General features: G+C 49.8%; 17 protein-coding genes. 15 read left to right on the forward strand and 2 right to left on the reverse strand.

Annotated elements, in window-relative coordinates; translation table 11 throughout:
- Positions 1-5 precede the first annotated feature (5 nt).
- The 15 genes from idi to IPQ00_05930 all read left to right on the forward strand — a co-directional run bounded on the left by idi (position 6) and on the right by IPQ00_05930 (position 17,137).
- Positions 6-1,331 (forward strand): isopentenyl-diphosphate Delta-isomerase, encoded by a 1,326-nt coding sequence (gene idi / locus IPQ00_05860; GenBank protein ID MBL0240088.1) that lies wholly within the window; start codon positions 6-8, stop codon positions 1,329-1,331.
- 32 nt (positions 1,332-1,363) lie between these two features.
- Positions 1,364-2,476, forward strand: a complete 1,113-nt coding sequence (locus tag IPQ00_05865; GenBank protein ID MBL0240089.1) for an isoaspartyl peptidase/L-asparaginase — start codon at positions 1,364-1,366, stop codon at positions 2,474-2,476.
- Positions 2,477-2,564: 88 nt separating this feature from the next.
- Complete coding sequence (locus IPQ00_05870; GenBank protein ID MBL0240090.1) at positions 2,565-3,800, forward strand: competence/damage-inducible protein A; 1,236 nt, start codon at positions 2,565-2,567, stop codon at positions 3,798-3,800.
- 30 nt (positions 3,801-3,830) lie between these two features.
- Positions 3,831-4,556, forward strand: coding sequence for a VTT domain-containing protein (locus IPQ00_05875; protein ID MBL0240091.1), 726 nt, complete (start codon positions 3,831-3,833; stop codon positions 4,554-4,556).
- Between the two features lie 222 nt (positions 4,557-4,778).
- Positions 4,779-7,211: a hypothetical protein gene (locus IPQ00_05880; protein MBL0240092.1), complete on the forward strand. Its 2,433-nt coding sequence runs from the start codon at positions 4,779-4,781 to the stop codon at positions 7,209-7,211.
- 5 nt (positions 7,212-7,216) lie between these two features.
- A complete protein-coding gene (locus tag IPQ00_05885; GenBank protein ID MBL0240093.1) occupies positions 7,217-7,864 on the forward strand; it encodes a type II secretion system protein in 648 nt (215 codons plus the stop codon).
- 29 nt (positions 7,865-7,893) lie between these two features.
- On the forward strand, positions 7,894-8,331 hold the full coding sequence (locus IPQ00_05890) for a type II secretion system protein (protein MBL0240094.1): 438 nt from the start codon (positions 7,894-7,896) through the stop codon (positions 8,329-8,331).
- Between the two features lie 2 nt (positions 8,332-8,333).
- Positions 8,334-9,263, forward strand: a complete 930-nt coding sequence (locus tag IPQ00_05895) for a hypothetical protein (GenBank protein ID MBL0240095.1) — start codon at positions 8,334-8,336, stop codon at positions 9,261-9,263.
- A 65-nt stretch (positions 9,264-9,328) separates the two neighbouring features.
- Positions 9,329-9,934: a sigma-70 family RNA polymerase sigma factor gene (locus tag IPQ00_05900; protein MBL0240096.1), complete on the forward strand. Its 606-nt coding sequence runs from the start codon at positions 9,329-9,331 to the stop codon at positions 9,932-9,934.
- 3 nt (positions 9,935-9,937) lie between these two features.
- Positions 9,938-10,315, forward strand: coding sequence for a DUF4870 domain-containing protein (locus IPQ00_05905; protein MBL0240097.1), 378 nt, complete (start codon positions 9,938-9,940; stop codon positions 10,313-10,315).
- A gap of 22 nt (positions 10,316-10,337) precedes the next feature.
- On the forward strand, positions 10,338-10,907 hold the full coding sequence (locus tag IPQ00_05910; GenBank protein ID MBL0240098.1) for a zf-HC2 domain-containing protein: 570 nt from the start codon (positions 10,338-10,340) through the stop codon (positions 10,905-10,907).
- A gap of 13 nt (positions 10,908-10,920) precedes the next feature.
- Positions 10,921-11,883 (forward strand): hypothetical protein, encoded by a 963-nt coding sequence (locus tag IPQ00_05915; protein MBL0240099.1) that lies wholly within the window; start codon positions 10,921-10,923, stop codon positions 11,881-11,883.
- Between the two features lie 142 nt (positions 11,884-12,025).
- A complete protein-coding gene (locus tag IPQ00_05920; protein ID MBL0240100.1) occupies positions 12,026-13,213 on the forward strand; it encodes a hypothetical protein in 1,188 nt (395 codons plus the stop codon).
- Positions 13,214-13,291: 78 nt separating this feature from the next.
- Entirely contained in the window at positions 13,292-16,294 is a 3,003-nt protein-coding gene (locus tag IPQ00_05925) for a TonB-dependent receptor (GenBank protein MBL0240101.1), read from the forward strand.
- A gap of 102 nt (positions 16,295-16,396) precedes the next feature.
- On the forward strand, positions 16,397-17,137 hold the full coding sequence (locus tag IPQ00_05930; protein MBL0240102.1) for a hypothetical protein: 741 nt from the start codon (positions 16,397-16,399) through the stop codon (positions 17,135-17,137).
- Positions 17,138-17,144: 7 nt separating this feature from the next.
- Here IPQ00_05930 and IPQ00_05935 read toward each other — a convergent pair whose 3' ends face one another.
- Together IPQ00_05935 and IPQ00_05940 are read right to left on the reverse strand one after the other, a co-directional pair.
- Complete coding sequence (locus IPQ00_05935; GenBank protein MBL0240103.1) at positions 17,145-18,101, reverse strand: SDR family oxidoreductase; 957 nt, start codon at positions 18,099-18,101, stop codon at positions 17,145-17,147.
- A 42-nt stretch (positions 18,102-18,143) separates the two neighbouring features.
- Positions 18,144-19,442: a UDP-glucose/GDP-mannose dehydrogenase family protein gene (locus IPQ00_05940; protein MBL0240104.1), complete on the reverse strand. Its 1,299-nt coding sequence runs from the start codon at positions 19,440-19,442 to the stop codon at positions 18,144-18,146.
- Positions 19,443-19,541: the final 99 nt, after the last annotated feature.

Consider the following 19,541-nt stretch of genomic DNA (forward strand, 5'->3'; position numbering starts at 1 on the left):
CTTCAATGATGAAAGATCTGATCATCGTCATAGGAATTTTGTGCTTTTTGGCGATCGGCGCATTCTTTATGGTCAACGTCGAGTTGCCGCCGTGGTCACACTATTTGTCGGGGCTAAACGTCGTGTTGTTTGCCGTACCGACATTTTGGGCGACGAGGCGATGGCTCGGGTGGCGTGACGCATCTCTGTTATGGATCGTTTTGGGAGTGTATGCGTTGTTGATCGAGACATCTGCGATTTACACCGGTTTTCCATACGGACATTTTGCGTACTCGGACTTACTCGGCGGAAAAATATTCGGTTTGACGCCGTGGACGGTGTTTTTGGCTTGGACGCCGCTAGTGATCGCAGCATATGCGATCGCACGATCATTCGCCGGCAATTTTATTGCCCGGATCGCAATCGTGGCGGTCGTGGGCACAATGTTTGATCTAGTTCTTGATCCGGGTGCGGTGAGACTTGGATTTTGGCAATATGCCGGCGACGGCGGATTCTATGGAGTGCCGCTGTCCAATTTTTTAGGCTGGCTGGTAAGTAGTTCGATCGCTGCAGCATTGATCGAGGTATTTCTATTACGAGTTCGGCCGATACTGAAAACCCCGGTGCAACTCGTATCTAGCGCATTTCTTATACTCTATTTTTGGACCGCGATCGCCGGATTCGGCGGTATGTTTTGGCCAACGGTGATAGGTATCACGTTGCTTGTGGGGATGGCGGTCTATTGGTTTACGTTCGGATATCGTTTCGATGAAATGCTTGTTTACGTCGAAGGTGACGGAACGCCGATTTCGACCGAGGCGAAGTCATTGGTGCATCACGGGGCGACGAAGCTGCATCTGGCATTCTCGATATTCCTGTTTAACAAACGCGGCGAGTTACTTCTGCAACAAAGAGCATTAACGAAAAAAACCTGGCCCGGAGTTTGGTCCAACACCTGCTGTGGACACGTGATGCTCCACGAGAAATCGGCGTCAGCCGCCCGAAGAAGGCTCAAGTTTGAATTAGGTATGAGCGGCATTGAACTGTATGAGATCCTGCCCGATTTTCGATATCGAGCCGAGAAGGACGGCGTTGTCGAAAACGAGATATGTCCGGTCTTTATAGGCTTTACCGATAAGGCTCCGTTTCCTAATCCGGATGAAGTTGAGGCGACAAAGTACCTCGAGTGGAGTGAGTTTCTAAGTTTAGCGAGCGATCCGTCCGGCGGCATCTCGCCGTGGGCACGCGACGAAGCGGAATTGCTTGAGAAGAACGCTCAGTTCAGGTCGCAATTCTCTGCATACACTATTTCGAAGTCGACCCAACAGCACGACGATTATGCTAATCTCTGAGTGTCTCAATCCGACCTTACGGTGACATATCTATGAAAAAAGTCCTATTGGTATTACTTATTGTCGCGATCGTCTTACCGCTCACAGCACTGGGACAAAAAAACAGCTTCGGTGAGATCAAGCAACTTCAATCCCCGCAAGACCCAAGGCTCGGTTTCATTATTCACGGCGGTGCGGGCGTGATCTCAAAAGCCGCGATGACGCCGGAAACGGAGAAGCAGTTTCGGGCGAAACTCGAGGAGTCGCTAATTGCCGGGTACAAGGCTCTGCAGGCCGGTCGATCGAGTCTCGACGCAGTCGAAATAGCGATCAGAATCTTGGAGGATTCGCCGCTGTTTAATGCCGGAAAGGGAGCGGTATTTACAAATGACGGCAAAAATGAACTTGACGCTTCGATAATGTACGGCAAAAACCTTGCTGCAGGCTCGGCGGCCGGGCTTCGTCATATTAAAAATCCGATCACACTTGCGCGAGCCATAATGGAAAAAAGTGAACATGTGATGATGGTTGGAGATGGTGCGGAAAAGTTCGCAAAAGAGCAGAAGGTCGAATTCGCAGACGAAAAGTATTTTTGGACACAGCACCGTTGGGATGCCTTGCAAATTGTCCTAAAGGAAGAAAAAACAAAAATTGAAAAGTCGAAATTGAAGAGCCAGAATTGTGCAAATCACGATTGTGCACAAAGCCCTGACCTAGGAACACGATCGGTGTCTGCGTCCGGGGAGTCGCAGAATCGATTCGGTACAGTTGGCGCCGTTGCTCTGGATCGATTCGGAGATCTGGCCGCCGGCACTTCCACTGGTGGTATGACCAATAAGAAATACGGCCGAGTCGGCGACGCACCGATCATCGGAGCCGGTACCTATGCTAATAACGATTCTTGTGCTGTCTCGGCGACCGGTTGGGGTGAGTATTTCATCAGGCTCGGCGTCGCTCGTGACATAGCCGCGTTGATGGAATACCGTGCAATGCCGATTCAAAACGCAGCAGATCTGGTTATCAAACAAAAATTGCAAAAGCTTGGCGGCGACGGCGGCATCATAGCTATGGACAAGTTCGGCAATATGGCCATTTCGTTCAACTCCGAGGGTATGTACCGAGCGTATATAGGGGCAGACGGCAAACCGGTCGTTGAGATCTACTAGAGTCGGTCGCTAACGAAATACGCCGTTGTCGAAGCCGTTCAAAATGCGACCGCGTGCGAGGCCCGGGTGTCAGCGGCTACGAAGATTTATGCTTACAGCTGAGATAATTGCGATCGGGTCAGAACTCCTGACACCGACTAAAACAGATACAAATAGCCTTTGGTTGACAGAAAAACTCGATGATATCGGAATCGAAGTTAAACTCAAGACCATCGTAGGAGATGATCGCTTACGCCTCGAGGAGGCCATAAGTGATGCTCTAAAGCGCTCAAATGTGGTGATCACGACCGGTGGTTTAGGTCCAACGGCCGATGATATTACCAGACAATGCACGGCCGCGGCGATCGGACGCGATCTGGTCTATCGTGATGATCTTGAAGTGCATTTGCGCGAGCGTTTCAGATCTTGGGGCCGTGAGATGCCGGAGATCAATAAGCGACAGGCATTTATCTTCGAAGGTGCTGAGATCCTGCCCAATCCGAACGGGTCGGCGGTAGGTATGCTCGCTGAGATCGATGGCAAATTCCTTATTGTGCTACCCGGACCGCCGCGTGAGAATCAACCGATGTTTCTTGATCACGTACTTGGTCGCCTGAAGGCAATGGCCGGCGAAGGTTTTGTAAAGCGGCGGGTCTTGAGTGTCTCCGGGCTTGGCGAATCCGCCGTGGATGAGATCGCTGCACCGATCTACGGAGCATTTCCGGATGTGCAAACTTCGATACTTTTCAATAAGAGCGAGGTTCAGATACATATTGCTGCCCGATCGGAAATCGAAATTGTGGCGAGCACAAGCTGCGACAAACTCGCGGACGAATTGATACGGGCGATCGGTAAGGCGGTGTTTGCGACCCACGGAGAGACGATGGAAGCGATAGTCGGGGAGCATTTAAGGCGACGGGGTGAAACGATCGCAGTTGCCGAAAGTTGTACCGGCGGTTTGATCGCTCGCCGTATTACGGAGGTGCCCGGTTCGTCAGCTTACTTTCTTGAAGGCGCGGTGACGTACTCAAATGCCGCGAAAATCCGTACGCTCGGCGTTTCACCTACATTGCTTGAAACACACGGTGCGGTTAGTTCGCAATGTGCCGAGGCAATGGCAAAAGGTATGCGTGATTACGCAAGCTCGGATCACGCAGTTTCGGTTACGGGTATTGCGGGGCCTGACGGCGGCACCGAAGACAAGCCGGTTGGAACGGTATTTATTGGATACTCAGGTGTGAAAGGAACTAAATCTATCAGATTGCATCTGCCGGGTGACCGATATCTGATCCGCTGGCGAACAAGTCAGGCGGCTCTCGATTACGTTAGGCGACAAGTGATGTAGACAAGAGTTCGTGTTAAACTACCTGAATATATGTTGAAGCGGATCTGGAAACCAGTTAAAGATCTCGGCCATCTCGGACCGATGGCACTGGTGACCACCTTTCTGCCTTTCATTGGAAGTTTGCTGCTTATTACGTTCCTCGAACCGGTGGGTCAATGGATGCGTGACAATTGGGGTAGCGGCGCGGTGATTTACCTGTTCGGGACATTATTGTTGTGCGGACTCGCTCTACTTCCAACTAATGTCGTCGGCATTCTTGGGGGATGGGCTTTCAGCTTTGAACTTGGCCTATTTGTTTTAATGCTCGCCGTAGTTGGGTCCGCACTGATCTCATTCAAACTAAATTCACATATTAGCGGTGATCGGTTGTCCGATGTGGCCGGCAAGCATCCGCGCACAGATGCAATATATCGATCACTTTTAGGTGAAACGTTTTGGAAAACGACTCTAATAATTTTTTTCATACGGTTATCGGTCATAATGCCGTTCGGTTTTACCAATTTTTTAATGGCATCGGCGAAGGTTCCGCTTAGGTCGTTCCTAGTCGGTACTGCGGCCGGAATGCTCCCTCGGTCGACGGCAATGGTTCTGATCGGTGCCGGCCTGTCCGAACTTACGCTCGAAAATACTGGTGATACCTATTTAATGATCATGGGAATTGCGGCAACGATCTTTTCGGCGGTAATGATCGCTATCTTCAGCCGAAAGGCACTTGAGCGTCTGACCGGTGAGAGCATACCGGATACGTCGAATTAATGTTGTCTGTCGGAATTTGACATCCCTACCCGAAGCCGCCAAAAAAGTCTTTTACCATTGCATTTTGTGCCATTTAGAATGAAAATTACGGGAACGAATGCGGTGTCGAAAGTGCCGTATCTTATTGCAACTTTCAATGAATTTGGTCGTGTATACAGTTCGTGGGACCAGTCTGTTACTGGTTTTCGTGAAACTTCGAACCCAGAATAAAAAAAGACGATTATGAAAAGATCGAACTACCTTCACACATTTCTCAGTCTATTCCTGATCATCGCCACCATCTCGCCTGTCGCGGCACTGGGGCTTGGCGATGGCAAAAAGCACTTTAAGGTGGGAATGCGGCACGAGGCCGCTGAGGAATGGGACAAGGCGAGCGAAGAGTTTGCAATTGCGGTTTCTGAGAATCCAAAGAATCCGGAATATCGACTGCACCTTACCCGGGCACTATTTAACGCCTCGCAACAGTACATTAAAAAAGGCACATTGGCGTCGAAGGAAAAGGACTACGAGAACGCATATATTTCCTTTCGTAAGGCTTACGCATTCGATCCAACCAACGAACTGGCTAAATCTGAGATGGACCGAATGGTTCGACTTCAGAAAGAGGTGTTAGACGGTAAATCCGACAAGAGAAACGCTGACGGCAGCGTGAAAGTCGTGCCGACCGCGTTCAAGTCGGATAACGCACAGCAAATGCCGCAAAAGCTCGAGAAGCTTCGAGACCTCCCATTTCCGGCAGGCGTCGACCTTCAGTTTATTATCAAGGAACTCGCTCGAGACCTTGATCTGAATGTGCTCTTTGACACCGAATCATTTCGGACGCCTAATCGAAAAGTAAATATCGAACTTAAGAACGTCACGGCCGCACGTGCACTCGATTATATATTCCTGCAGGAAGGACTTTTCTTCCAAAAAGTCGGTCCGCGGACCATCATCGTGGCGTTGCAGACACAGCGCCAGAAGTTTCAACAACTTGTCCTCCGCACCTTCTATTTGCAGAATGCGGCCCCTAAGGATATTGCGAAGGTTGTACAGACAGCTATCCCCGCACAGCCCGGACGAACACAAACGATCGTTTTAACGGACGATGCTACAAACAGCGTCACGATCCGCGATACCGAAGAAAATATCAAACTCATTGGCAAGCTTATCTCGTCGCTCGATAAAGACCGTGCAGAGGTCGTGATGGATGTGTCGATATATGAGGTCAACAAAAGCGATCTTTTGCAGTTTGGCAATCAACTCGGTTCAACCGGGCAAAACGGTACGTTGCTAAACATCGGCGGTGTCGGAATCCCCAATATCAATTTAGGTTCGTCGGGACCGATCACGACCGGCATGGGCATTCCTAATCTAGCGAGCCTCGGATTTGCTCTCGGGTTGCCGGTCAGTAATATTACCGCCTTGCAGTCAAAGGCGAACACGAAACTCATTGCTTCAACGCAGATCCACGCTTTTAACAACGAGGACTCGTCGGCCCGGATTGGGCAACGTGTTCCCGTCCAGACAGCTCAGATCTCCAACGGAAACTTTAACAGCGGAGCGAATAACACTAATAACAACAACGGATTTCTATCAAATGTCATCAACTATGAACAGGTTGGACTGACCCTAAAATTCAAACCGTTGGTTTTTCCAAATCAGGATGTGCAGGTTGCGATGGAGATCGAATCGAAGGACGTTGCGGGAGCATCGTCGCTGACGCCGACCTTTACTGAACGAACGATCAAGGGAACTGCTCGTGTGCAAAATAATAAAACTCTTTTGCTTGCAAGCGTAGCTCAAGGCGTTGAAACGAAAAGCCGTTCGGGGCTACCGCTGATCGGCCTGATCCCGATCATTGGCCGATTGTTTACAGCTCCGGTAAATGACAATCGTCAGGTCGATATTGTAATTGCGGTCACGCCGCGAGTGATAAGAGCTCCGGCTATTTTGCCGGAGGACGAGATCGAACGCCCCACCGGCAGTCTTGCGGTGCCGACGTCAAATTCGCTCGAAGCGATGATCATCGACGAAGAACGCGAAGAAATGCTGGCATTAGCTCGGAAAACGCCATCCAATGTCACCGTACAACTGCCCGACCAACCTGCCGACGCCCCCACATACGTGCGGGCAGATGCGAGTCAGGGAACTGCGGTTGCCAAAAGTGATCCTGCTATCCCGTCGCTTGTTCCGATCGATTCGAGCGTTAAGTCTCTGCAATTGACCCGGACATCAAATATTGTAGATCCGGGCACAGTGATCGGTGAAACAGTAGCCGCACCTGCTGCCGATCTTGCGTTGACCGGCGAATTCAGGCAGATGAAAACCGGTGAGCGTGCCAAATTCGCGATCTCAATGACCGGGACTTCGTCATTTCGGTCGGCCGTGCTTGGCTTGCAGTTTGATCAGTCAAAGTTGGCGGTGCGTGCGGTTACACTCGGTGATGTTTTTGGCGCGGCTGAAAACACACCTGCGATGCCGTTTCTGAATCAAAACGGAAAGATGTTTATTTCACTTACTGCGAAAGAAGGCATTCAGACTCTCGCCGCCGGCACGCTTGTCGTCTTCGAGGTAGAAGCACTTGCCGACGGCGAACCGACGATCGCGTTTGTCACGGACGTTCTTAATTTGATGACGACAGACGGTAAGAACTTTGCGATCAAGGTAAATTGAATACTATGCACCGACGCACGGCGACAATTGATAAGAGTATCGCGGGCTATAGTCTGCTTGAACTCGTTTCGACGCTTGCCGTGTTAGCGATCTTGGTAATGGGTACGATCCCGATGGCTCAAAACGGGGTTAAGCGCCAAAAGGAATTGCGACTCCGTGAATCTCTAAGGATGATGCGGAACGCAATTGACGAGTTTAAGCGTGACAGTATGGGTGCGTGCCCTCAGGGAGCTGTGACCAGCGGAAATCCGACGATTGCAGCACAGGGTGGAAATATACCGACTGACCCGCGCAGTCGTGTCGTTATCGATGATTGCAAGATATTTGAAACCGATAATCCGGATCGTTACCCGCCGACGATCGAAACGTTGGTGGACGGCGTAAAGGTAAAGGCCAGGGGAGCAAACGTAACTGCCGGCAGCGGTATTTCCGGTGACAGTAAACAGGCAACTGAGCTGAACGAAATAAAAGAGCTCAACAAGGTCTATCTGCGCGAGCTGCCCGTCGACCCGATGACGGGAAAGGCAGATTGGAAATTTAGATCATCGTATCAGGACAAGGACTCAGACAATTGGGATGAAGTTAACGTATTTGATGTACGCTCATCGTCTGACGACGAAGCAATGAACGGCGAGAAGTATAGCGAGTGGTGAGTTGCTCAAACCAAAATAGGAAATCGCAGGTGAACATTAGAAATCTCAGTAAATGGACGGTCGTAGGCCAGCACCGCCGATCATCAAATAGGCAGGGTGGTTTTTCTTTGCTCGAATTGATGATCGCGATGTTCATTATGATCATCCTTCTATCTGTTGCGATTCCGACATATCAAAGGAGCGTGCAACAGGCTAGAGAAACGGTACTCAAAGAGAATCTATGGCAGATGCGCCGAGCCATTGACCAATTTTCGGCCGACAAAGGAAAATTGCCGAAAACGATCGATGAACTCGTCGAGGCAAAATATCTTCGTGAAAAGCCGCTTGATCCGATCTTGGAAAAGCCGGAGTGGGACGAGGTGCAGGGCGAGGATACCAACACGCCGGACGGCGGATCCGGCCTGAAAGACATCAGAAGTATAGCCGAGGGAGAGGATTCGGAAGGTATCGCCTACAATAAGTATTAAAAATGCTCTTTTCACTTACGCAACCCAATTTTCCCAATGCTGCGATAGGTATCGAATGTCACAGCGTGTCCGCGATCGCTCTCACAAAGCACGGCCGATCGTCATATTCGGTGAAGCAGGCGGCCACGATCGGACTGGCCAACGGCGTGATCGACCCGAGTTTCTTGGAAATAAATATAACTGATCCACACGAGTTTAGAGCCAGTCTCGAAGCGGCGGTTCAGGCTTCGGGATTGTTGAACCAAAAGCGTTGGTCAATAGCTCTGCCGAGCAATTCGGCTCGCTCGGCAATACTTACACTCGACGCCGAACCGGTTGCAAAGCAAGAAACGGAAGAAATACTTGACTGGAAAGCTGAGCAGACATTTGGTGCCCCCGCCGCACAACTGAGAATCGCTCGTCAAAAGATTTCGCCGAACAGGGAAGGACGACCGCGATATTTTGCCACGGCTATCGCTTTAGGTGTCATCGATGAGTATGAGACTCTATTTGAGAGTATGGGTTGGAAGGCCGGGTTGATATTGCCTCGTGCGGTCGGTGAAGCAAATTGGCTTTTGGACCGTGCCGGCAAGGCAGATTCGCTGCTGATCAGCGAGCAATCGGATGGTTTCACTGCACTATTGCTGCGCGGCGATGAACCGTCGGTCGTTAGGACGGTCACGTGTTTACCGGCTGAGATCGATGATGAGGTATTTCGACTTTTGATGTTTTACAACGACCGGTTCGGTGCCAATGTGAATGAAGGCTACCTGGACCGGGTCCTGCTTATCGGCCGTGACCTTGTGCCGGAGCGGATTACTAAGATCGCTGCCGAGGCTTTGGGAAGGTCATTAGTTATGCTTCGGCCTGAGGACGTTGGCCTTTCGTTTCCCGAATCTAGTTTCAATTTTGACGAGATCGCCGCACCGGCAGCCCTCGCGGCGCTTGCCTGATCATTAGCTGTTGCATTTGTGGTCTGAAACAAATTCGACGAGAATACCGTATTGGTTCCAAATCGATGTCTATCCAAGCAATAACCTTAGGAGATATCCGAAGTATGACGGACGGCGAGTTGATCGTAAATGCCGTCTCGGGCCGCACTGACGGTTTCGAGGAACTGGTCCGACGCTATCAGCGACCGATCACCAGCTATGTTTTCCGAATGCTTGGTGATTATGAATCGTCGCTGGACGTCACACAGGAAGTTTTCATCAAGGTATACAATTCGCTTTCTAAATATAGTTCCGAGTACAAATTTTCGACTTGGCTGTACCGCATTGCCCACAACGCTGCAATTGACCATATGCGGCGAAATTCGATAACAGCAATGAGTATCGAATCGGAAAATGCTGATGGCACTTTTCAATTTCAGATCGAAAGCGGCCGCCCGTCACCGGAACAAGACCACGAACGGAGCGAGTGGCGCGATGAGATCGACGCAGTAGTCAAGTGCCTACCGCCGGGATACCGTGACTTGATAGTTCTCCGACATTCGCGGGACCTATCGTACGATGAGATCGCCGAGGTGACCGGACTTCCGCTTGGAACGGTTAAGAATAGGCTCTTTCGTGCGCGCGAGATGATGAGGCAGATGTTTGTCGAACGCGGGGTTAAGGGGATATAGGATATGAATTACGAAATGCAATTCCGGCCACCGATGGCTCTCCAGACGCCTGAGCAAAAGCAAATGGGAATGTGGCTGCATCTTTCGCAGTTGGCAAATATTATTTTGTTCCCGGTCGGGATCATTGTGCCGATCGTATTGTGGCAGACGCAAAAGGATAAGATGCCTGCTCTCGATGCTCACGGGAAGATGGTGGCCAACTGGATGATCTCATCGGTGATATACGCCGTTGTCAGCATTGTCCTGATGTTCGTGTTGATCGGATTTCTGACTATGCTGGCGGTATGCGTAATGGGCGTTGTTTTTCCGATCATTGGTGCAATGAAAGCGAATAGCGGCGAACTTTGGGAATATCCGCTGGCAATTAAATTCTTGAAGTAAATTACATAGGAATCATTTGTTGATGCCTCAGTTGAACGTATATAGTCATACGGTATGCCCGACGATAGAGATCACATCTTATATTGACGGCGAACTGACCGCTGAGCGTGAACTCGCACTTGAAACGCACATTGTGGGTTGTTATGAGTGTGCCGAAGAATTGCGATTGCAGAGACAGTTCCTGTGTTCGCTGAATTCTTCGATGGTCGGTGAATTTGATGTCGAACTTCCCGCGAATTTTACAGAGAGGCTGGTAACGAACGCGGAAAGCTCCGTAAACGGGCTAAGAAGGTCAAACGAGCTTTATAGTGCTGCCTTTGTGTGCGTTGCGTTGATGGCGTTTGTCCTGTTCGCTTTAGGGTCGGATGCCAATCTGATCTTCGGCCAGTTGGTCAACGCGGCCGAAAAGATAACTGCGGTTGGAAACTTTGTCGGTCACATCGCGTATTCATTACTGGTAGGGTTTGGCGTTATTTTACGAACCGTAAGCGGACAAATACAATTGCCCGCAGCATTGATGTTAGTTCTGGGAATGGTCGTGGCCCTGTCCGTATTTATTTCAAGATCCAAGTCACGGGTACCGCGTACATAGCAATTCCAACAAAGTGAAGTTTACGAACTATACAAACATCCGATCACACTGCACGGTGACGGCCACGATCACCGTGTTCTGGCTGATCATCGTGCTGTTTGCGGGTGTTCAATGCGCGAAAGCCACGCCTGCTATATCGTTATCGGAAGACGAAAAGACAGTTATCGTCGAAGATGCGCCGGAAATGGAGGTTGTAGCGATCGGGAAGTCGGTCGAAGTTCGCAAAAGTGCAAAGGGAGTTTTTTCATTTGGTGGCGACGTTATTGTAAGTGGACGTGTTGAAGGTGATGTGGCGACTATCGGCGGTTCAGTGATCCAAAAGGAGAACGGATATATCGGTGGTGACGTGATCGTTTTTGGCGGTTCATATAAACCGGATAGTCCCAATGCACTTCGTGTATCCGGCAAGGAGACTGTGATCTTTGGCGTGTGGGAAGAGGAGCTCCGCGACCTCGCACAAAATCCTATGCAAATTCTGACTCCCGCTATCACGTGGTCATTTGTCGCACAGCGTGTCTTACTGGCTCTATTTTGGTTTGCGATTTCGATGGTGATGATGACAATTGCTCCCGGGGCTGTTGGCCGGGCAGTCGCTAGGATTCGGCTTTCGACCCTGAAGATAAGTGCAATTGGATCGGTGGTGTTCATCGGTACTATGATAGCGATCGTTGGGAGTCTCAGCGTGCTTCCGGATTTCCTGAGTGCAACACTCGGATTGATGGGTCTTGTTATGATCCTATTGGGATACGTTTTCGGCAGAGTTGCCTTGCAGGTAACAGTTGGAAAGCTAATTCAAAAGCGATTTCTATCCGATGCCAACCGTTCAGAAACGCTTGCCACGCTCATTGGTGTGGGCGTTTGGACCTTCCTACTGTCCGTACCATATCTTTGGGTAATAGCTCTCTTCTCGGTATTTGCGTTCGGCATTGGCCTCGTTTTAACCGCCCGTACTTCCAACGTCTGGCAAAAAGCGTAAGCTGATTGTTTGCAGACTTTTACATTTCTTTACAAATAGACTCGAACCTTCCTGATAAAATAAACGTCATAACATCTGATACTGGCAATTATACGAATTGTTTAGTCGTGACCAGATCAGAATAATTTTTGCAAAATTTACAATGAAAAAGCTATTCATCATATTTACGCTTATATTTAGTTCGGCATCCGCCATATGGGCACAGTCGACATCGATCAAGCCGTCTGTCATTAGCGGCGATGTAGTGGCAATCACCGCCGAAAAGATTACGATCAGCTCGAAAACCGGCAACGTCGATGGAATTCTAACGGCCAAGACGGAGTATAAGAAGGTTGATCCGGCGAAACCCGATCTGGCGTCAGCACTTCCGGCGTCTACTGCAGACATTGCGGTCGGCGACAGAGTAATGGCGACCGGCGTTTTGGCGGCGGACGGTAAATCGTTTCCGGCACGTTCGGTATATTTAATGTCAAAATCGGCGATCGCGCAACAACACGCTTTAGAGGCGGACCTATGGCGGACCCGCGGTATCGCAGGAAAGGTGACATCTGTCAATAATCAGACAAATCAGATAACTGTCGAGGTCCGGGGACTGATGGGATCGACGTCAACGGTGGTCACGCCCAAGGGTGATGCTAAATTCAAACGATATGCTCCCAATTCGATTCGGTTTGACGAAGCGGTCGATGGTTCGATCGGTGACGTTAAGCAGGGCGATATGATAAGGGCATTGGGAGATAAGAGTTCGGACGGTTCTAGTTTTTCGGCGGAGCAGATAGTCACGGGAGCATTCCAGACAATTGCCGGAACGATAAAGTCGATCGACACGGATAAAAATGAGATTGTCATAACCAACTTACAAACGAAAAAGGACGTCACGATTGCGTTAGGCTCGACGTCTTTAATGAAGAAATTTCCAGCCGAAATGGCCGAACGATTGGCTGGCGGCCAAACGAATGGCGCCGGCGGAATACGACCTCCTGGACAAGGCGGAGTTCAAGGCCGCCCGGAAGGAAAGCCACAAGCAAATGATGGCGTCGCCGGACAAGCACGCCCGGGAATGGGTGGAGGACGCGGCGGCGGCGGGGGTATCGACGATATGCTCGACCGATTTCCAAATATTACGGCGGCGGACCTCAAAGCAGGAGATATGATCGCGATCTCGAGTACTAAAAACGGCGACTCAACGAGAGTAAGTGCGATTAAGTTATTAGCGGGAGTCGAGCCGTTTATAAGGAGCGCCCAGGCACAGTCGGGTGGCGGTCGCGGTGGCCGGAGTGTGGACGGTGGATTTTCGATCCCGGGTCTAGACGGCATTGGCTTACCCTAAATAGAGATTTAATTTCCGGACACCGGGTTTTAACCTGAACGGAAAGACATATACACGTAGCTTTATACAATAATAATCATGAAAGTCATTAAAAATATCATATTTACTGGACTGATAGTCGCAATGGCGGCGATCGTCTCATTAGCTCAGACTACAGGTAGCATCGGCGGGTCAGTCACTGATTCGCTGGGTGCTGTCGTGGTCGGTGCCACGGTCACGGCTATTTCGCCCACCGGCACTCAAAAATCGATCATTACTAACGCTCGGGGCGAATACAACTTTACCGGTTTGACGGCGGGCAAATACACCGTTAAGGCGATCGCACCGAAATTCGCACTTTATGAAAATACGGAAGTGGATGTTGTGGCCGGCGAGAAGTTCGATCTTTTTGTCGTCTTGACCGTGTCCGGCGTCGAAGAAACGGTCGATGTTTCTAATAACGAAGCTGTTTCTAATGAAGCGGATAATAATGCAGACGCAACCGTGCTCAAGGGCAAAGATCTTGACTCGTTGCCGGACGATCCCGACGAATTGCAAGCAGCACTGCAGGCACTTGCGGGACCGTCAGCCGGTCCGAATGGCGGTCAGATCTATATTGACGGATTTACGGGCGGCCAATTACCGCCAAAAGAATCGATCAGGGAAATACGGATCAATCAAAATCCGTTTTCGGCCGAATTTGATCGACCTGGATTTGGGCGGATCGAGATCTTGACCAAACCGGGTTCAGACAAATTTAGAGGATCGGTCAATGGCAACTTTAACGACGAGAGTCTTAATTCACGCAACCCTTTTGCAGCAAACAAGGCGCCGAGCCAATTGCGGTCATTTGGCGGAAATTTGTCAGGCCCGATCAAAAAGGGCAAATCGTCATTCTTTCTCGATGTATCGAATCGTGACGTCGATAATAACGCGATCATAAATGCAGTGGTTCTCGATTCGGCCTTCAATCCGGTCAATTTCAGTCAGGATCTTACGATTCCCAGTCGACGATTTTCGATCGGTCCGCGTGTGGACTTTGCCATCAACGACAAGAATACTTTGGTTGCTCGTTATAGTTTTGACCGATCGACAAATAAGAACCAGGGAATCGGCGACACATCACTTCCATCCAGAGCATATGACACGACAGGTTTTGGTCACGAACTGCGATTGACCGAGACGGCGATCCTCAATGCTAAAACTGTAAACGAAACGCGGTTCCAGTATTCTTTCGATAAGCGTTCGCAAAATGGTGATAATTCAATTCCGACTGTTAGTGTTGCTGCTGCGTTTACGGGTGGCGGTGCTCAAATTGGTTCAAGTGCTAATACTAGAAACGCGTGGGAATTGAGCAATAACACTACAACATCCTTTGGTAAGAATTCCCAACACTCGGTCAAATTCGGAGTTCGGCTTCGCAATACTAGTATTAACGACCGATCCGAGAATAACTATGGTGGAACGTACGTGTTTCCTGGTTTCTTTGGTGCAGACCCGTACGATCTGAACAGTGACGGCATTGTTTCACCACTCGAACAATATCGAGCTAGAGTGCTTGGAGCGGTCGGCACACAGTACGACCCGACGCAATTCTCAATTACGACAGGTGACCCGTTGGCTAAGGTTTCGCGTTTTGATGCGGGGCTGTTCGTGACCGATGACTGGCGAATTTCACCCTCGTTGCTATTCAGTTTTGGTCTTCGATACGAAAATCAAACAAACATTAATGACTCGAAGAACTTTGCCCCTAGAATAGGTTTAGCGTGGTCGCCCGGAGCGGGCGGAGCTAAACCGCCGAAAACAGTATTTCGCTTGGGTGCAGGAGTATTCTATGAGCGATTCAGCGAGAATTTGACTCTACAGGCAGAGCGATTTAATGGCACACGGCAATTGAATCTGATCGTGAGTGCTAACGATCCTGATCCGATTCGTCGGGCTGCTGCTCTGGCTCTGCTTTCGCAGCCTCTGTTTACCACGGCCGGCGTGACCAATTCGCCGACGGCAGCGCAGATCTTGGCCGCATTGCCCCAGTCAAATACGATCCGTACGATCGACAGTGGACTTAGCGTCCCGTACACGATGCAGGCAACGCTAGGTATTGAACGTCAGTTGCCTTTCAAGACTTCACTTGGAGCATTCTTTATAACATCGAGGACGATACATCAGCTTCGGATCCGGAATATAAACGCACCGATCTGCCCACTGCAGATAAACTGTGCAAATGCTCCTCGACCGCAGCCGGGTCTCGGTAATATATATGAATACGAGGCTAGTGGCATAAATAATCAAAATCAGTTGATAATGAATTTCCGAAGTGCGATCTCGCCGAGAATATCATTATTTGGAAACTATCGACTTGGGTTTGCAAATAGTGACACCGATGGCTCGGGGAGCTTTCCGGCGTACAGCTACGACTTTACCGGTGAATATGGGAGAGCGGCGTTTGACGTGCGACACAACTTCGTAATTGGGGGCAACATAACGCTTCCTTGGCAGATCTCCCTGAATCCTTTTATTACGGCGAGTTCGGGACGTCCGTTCAACATAACGCGTGGCGTTGATCTCAACGGCGATTCACTGTTTACCGAACGTCCGACTTACGGGGAATTGGGGGCAAGATGCTCGGAACTTCAGATCACCGCATCATACTGTAATGTTGCCGGCAATGATCCTAATCTGATCATTCCCCGAAACTATGGCGAGGGTTCGAGCTATTTCAGCGTCAACCTTCGCGTCGGTAAAACCTTCGGCTTTGGCGGTAAGTCAGCTGCATCGACCGCGGCAGCAGGTGGAAACCGTGGTGGCGGTGCCACAGGTGGACCTCCGGCCGGAGTAATGATGGGTGGAGGCGGCCGAGGTATGGGCGGCGGAATGGGCGGAATGTTCGGTGGCGGCGATGGCCGGAAGCCGTACAATCTCAACCTGAGCGTCAATTTCAATAACTTGTTAAATAATGTAAACTTTAACACGCCAGTTGGCAGCCTGAGTTCGGGCCGATTTGGGCAGTCGACGAATATCGCCGGCGGTTACGGTGGCTTTGGTGGCGGTGGCGGAACGGCCAACCGCCGAATCGAGCTCCAGGCACGTTTTAGCTGGTAAACCGATAGCCTGGCTAGTTTTTGAAGAAGAGAGGCAAATGCGTCAAAGTGTTTGCCTCTCTTTCGCCATCATTACATTGGTAATAGGACCGAAATTAAAAGTATGAAGTACACGATCATTTTTGTTTTCTTAGTGGCTTGCTCAACTACCTTATTTGGGCAACAGCCCGACTCCGACAAGACTGCATTGTCGGCGGTGGTTGTACCGGCGAGCGAAGAGGTAGCCGCAATGAATTTTGCGAAGTCTGCCGTTGCGGCCCACGGGGGTGAAAAACTTAGGGCGATGAAGTCACTTGTCGTCAGAGGTTCGCTTGATCTGAACGTTTTTAACCAGGCAACGCCGGCTACATTTGTTACCGCTATCTCGGGCGACAAATATTCGTTCATCATCAACAGCCCTCTACAGCCGCTGAAACAGGTATTTAACGGCACGGATACATATTCGTCGATTCAAGGATTTTCACTTCCCCCCGTTACGAGTCTCGGTTTTCCGGTATTACAACACATCGGCGACAAAGGATATGTCGTGTCGCCACTAGCAGGGGACAAGAAGAAGAAAAATGGCTTTAGAGTGACGACTCCGGAAGGATATTACACGGATTTCTTTCTAGATGAAAAAAATAGTCAGTTAAAAGGCTATGAGTCGAGCTATGAATTTCAAGGAAGATTGATCACCACGTCGGTTGAAATAGATAAGTCACTGTTGGTTGACGGTGTGTTGGTTCCGGAGAAATACTCGCAGAGATTTGATCTTGGCCAAATGACCGCCTATGCGGCGTTTAAGGCGAAACAGATCCTGGTAAATTCGAAGTTGGACGACGATGTTTTTGCGTTGGAAAAATAAGGAAACGCTATAAGGCGAACCGACTTGTCTTCCACCAGTCTATGGTTCGCCGCAGTCCTTCCTCAAGTCCCACCAACTCCTGATACCCGAGCCATTCAACGGCTCGAAGATTATCGGCCTGCGAATGTTTGACATCGCCTGTGCGCCCAAACCTATACTCCGCCGTTACATTAGGATTGTCCGTGATCGTTTTCAGGACGTCCAACAAATGGTTTAATGTAATGCGGTCGCCATTCGCAACGTTCAACGTTCGTCCGATACCGTCTGTCGCCTGACTTGCACGAATATTTGCATCCACAACATTTGCGACATAAGTAAAATCACGGGATTGTTCACCGTCGCCAAATATCACGGGCGTGGTTCCGCTCATCAAACAGTCGATAAAACGTGAAATAACGCCCGAGTACATTGATGAGGGATTTTGCCGCGGTCCGAAAACATTGAAGTATCGCAATGCCAAAGTCTCGAGTCCGTACACATTGTTAAATGATCGGCAATAAAGTTCGCCCGTGAGTTTTGCAACAGCATATGGCGAAAGCGGGTCGGGAGCCATAGTTTCCACCTTCGGCAATGTAGGTTGATCGCCGTAGGCTGAACTCGATGCAGCGTAAATGAAACGCTTAACGCCATTTTCCTTCGACGCTAAAAGCATATTAAATGTGCCGTCCACACACACACGATGCGTTTCTGCCGGGTTCTCGACCGATCTAGGGACGCTCGGCAATGCAGCCTGATGATAAACGATCTCAACGCCTTCTATCGCCTTGTTGACCAATTGGCTGTTGTTAATGTCACCTTGGACGAAATCAAAATCGCCGGCAATCTCATCAAGGTTCTCACGGCTGCCGGTCGAAAGGTCGTCGATGATAGTTACCTTGGCCCCCTGACGGATCAATTCGTCCACAAGGTTTGAACCAATAAAACCAGCACCGCCGGTGACCAATACTTTAGATGTTAAAGACATTTATATTACACGGCTGCCGACTTGCGACATCGGACCACAATCTTATCGGCCAACGCCGACATATTCAAAGCCCATTTCACGCATTTCCTTTGGCTCGTAAATATTGCGAAGGTCTGCGATCTTCGGTTCGACCAAAAGTGACTTCACGCGTTCCAGGTCGAGCGCCCGAAATTGATTCCATTCGGTAACTATCACCATCGCATCGGCTCCGGCAATAGCATCATATTCATCATTCGCATATTCAATGCCGGTAATAAAGTGAGTTGATTCTTCCATAGCGACCGGGTCAAATGCTTTGATCGATGCTCCGCGTTTGATCAGCTCAGATATGATCTCGATCGCTGGGGATTCGCGCATATCGTCCGTTTCAGGCTTGAACGATAAACCGAGTATTCCGATCTTCTTACCACTTAAGTTCCCGACGAGCTTTTCGATCTTGGGAATCATTGCATCGCGTTGACGTTCGTTAGCCTCGATCACGGCATCGACGATAAGCGTTTCTACGCCATATTGATCTGCAACGGTGGTCAAAGCTCTCGTATCTTTGGGGAAGCAAGACCCACCGTATCCGGGGCCCGGATGCAGAAACTTGCGTCCAATGCGATTGTCCATTCCCATTCCACGGGCAACATCGTGAACGTCGCAACCGATCGCATCACAAAGATTCGCCACCTCGTTAATAAATGTGATCTTGGTCGCCAAAAATGCGTTTGCAGCATATTTGATCAGCTCGGCGGCCTCTAGCGAAGTGATGACTATCGGTGTTTCGATCAGAAAAAGTGGGCGATAAAGTTCTTTCATTACCTCGATCGCCCGGTCTTCGTTGCTTCCGATCACCACTCGATCGGGACGCATAAAGTCTGTGATCGCGGCCCCTTCACGGAGAAACTCCGGATTCGACGCAACTCCAAATTCAGTTTCGATTTTAATGTTTTCCTGAATGAAATCCCGTAACCATTTGCCGGTGCCAACCGGGACCGTCGATTTGGTAACAAGCACCTTGTAGTCGTTCATCGACTCAGCAACGTCCTTGGCCGCCTGACGATAATAACTCATATCGGGCGTCCCATCGGCCTGAGGCGGCGTCCCCACTGCCAGGAAGACGACCTGTGCCCGTTCCACAGCGGATTTGATATCAGTCGTAAAATGCAACCGACCGGCCTCTACGTTTTTCTTGACGATGGCATCCAGGCCCGGTTCATAAATAGGTATTATGCCGTTGTTAAGCTTTTCGATCTTTGAGGTATCAACATCGACACAAATGACATCGGTTCCAAATTCGGCAAAACACGCACCGGATACCAAACCGACATAACCTGTTCCAATAACTGCAATATGCATAACTATTAAAGTATTAGCTTGTTAAAAAAATCACAATATATAAAAAAAGATTGCGGGCCACGTAAGTTACATGACCCGCAAAACAAAGAGAACGTTTGT

Origin of the sequence: Chloracidobacterium sp. (assembly GCA_016720705.1) — a bacterium.
In the GTDB taxonomy this organism is placed as follows: Bacteria; Acidobacteriota; Blastocatellia; order Pyrinomonadales; family Pyrinomonadaceae; genus OLB17.

Excerpts from the sequence above, each read along its gene's own strand:
- IPQ00_05905 (MBL0240097.1), top strand. The coding sequence starts at position 9,938 with ATGAATTACGAAATGCAATTCCGGCCACCGATGGCTCTCCAGACGCCT.
- IPQ00_05865 (MBL0240089.1), top strand. The coding sequence starts at position 1,364 with ATGAAAAAAGTCCTATTGGTATTACTTATTGTCGCGATCGTCTTACCG.
- IPQ00_05870 (MBL0240090.1), top strand. The coding sequence starts at position 2,565 with ATGCTTACAGCTGAGATAATTGCGATCGGGTCAGAACTCCTGACACCG.
- IPQ00_05910 (MBL0240098.1), top strand. The coding sequence starts at position 10,338 with ATGCCTCAGTTGAACGTATATAGTCATACGGTATGCCCGACGATAGAG.
- IPQ00_05925 (MBL0240101.1), top strand. The coding sequence starts at position 13,292 with ATGAAAGTCATTAAAAATATCATATTTACTGGACTGATAGTCGCAATG.
- IPQ00_05930 (MBL0240102.1), top strand. The coding sequence starts at position 16,397 with ATGAAGTACACGATCATTTTTGTTTTCTTAGTGGCTTGCTCAACTACC.
- IPQ00_05920 (MBL0240100.1), top strand. The coding sequence starts at position 12,026 with ATGAAAAAGCTATTCATCATATTTACGCTTATATTTAGTTCGGCATCC.
- IPQ00_05875 (MBL0240091.1), top strand. The coding sequence starts at position 3,831 with ATGTTGAAGCGGATCTGGAAACCAGTTAAAGATCTCGGCCATCTCGGA.
- IPQ00_05895 (MBL0240095.1), top strand. The coding sequence starts at position 8,334 with ATGCTCTTTTCACTTACGCAACCCAATTTTCCCAATGCTGCGATAGGT.
- IPQ00_05900 (MBL0240096.1), top strand. The coding sequence starts at position 9,329 with ATGTCTATCCAAGCAATAACCTTAGGAGATATCCGAAGTATGACGGAC.
- IPQ00_05885 (MBL0240093.1), top strand. The coding sequence starts at position 7,217 with ATGCACCGACGCACGGCGACAATTGATAAGAGTATCGCGGGCTATAGT.
- IPQ00_05935 (MBL0240103.1), bottom strand. The coding sequence starts at position 18,101 with ATGTCTTTAACATCTAAAGTATTGGTCACCGGCGGTGCTGGTTTTATT.
- idi (MBL0240088.1), top strand. The coding sequence starts at position 6 with ATGATGAAAGATCTGATCATCGTCATAGGAATTTTGTGCTTTTTGGCG.
- IPQ00_05940 (MBL0240104.1), bottom strand. The coding sequence starts at position 19,442 with ATGCATATTGCAGTTATTGGAACAGGTTATGTCGGTTTGGTATCCGGT.
- IPQ00_05880 (MBL0240092.1), top strand. The coding sequence starts at position 4,779 with ATGAAAAGATCGAACTACCTTCACACATTTCTCAGTCTATTCCTGATC.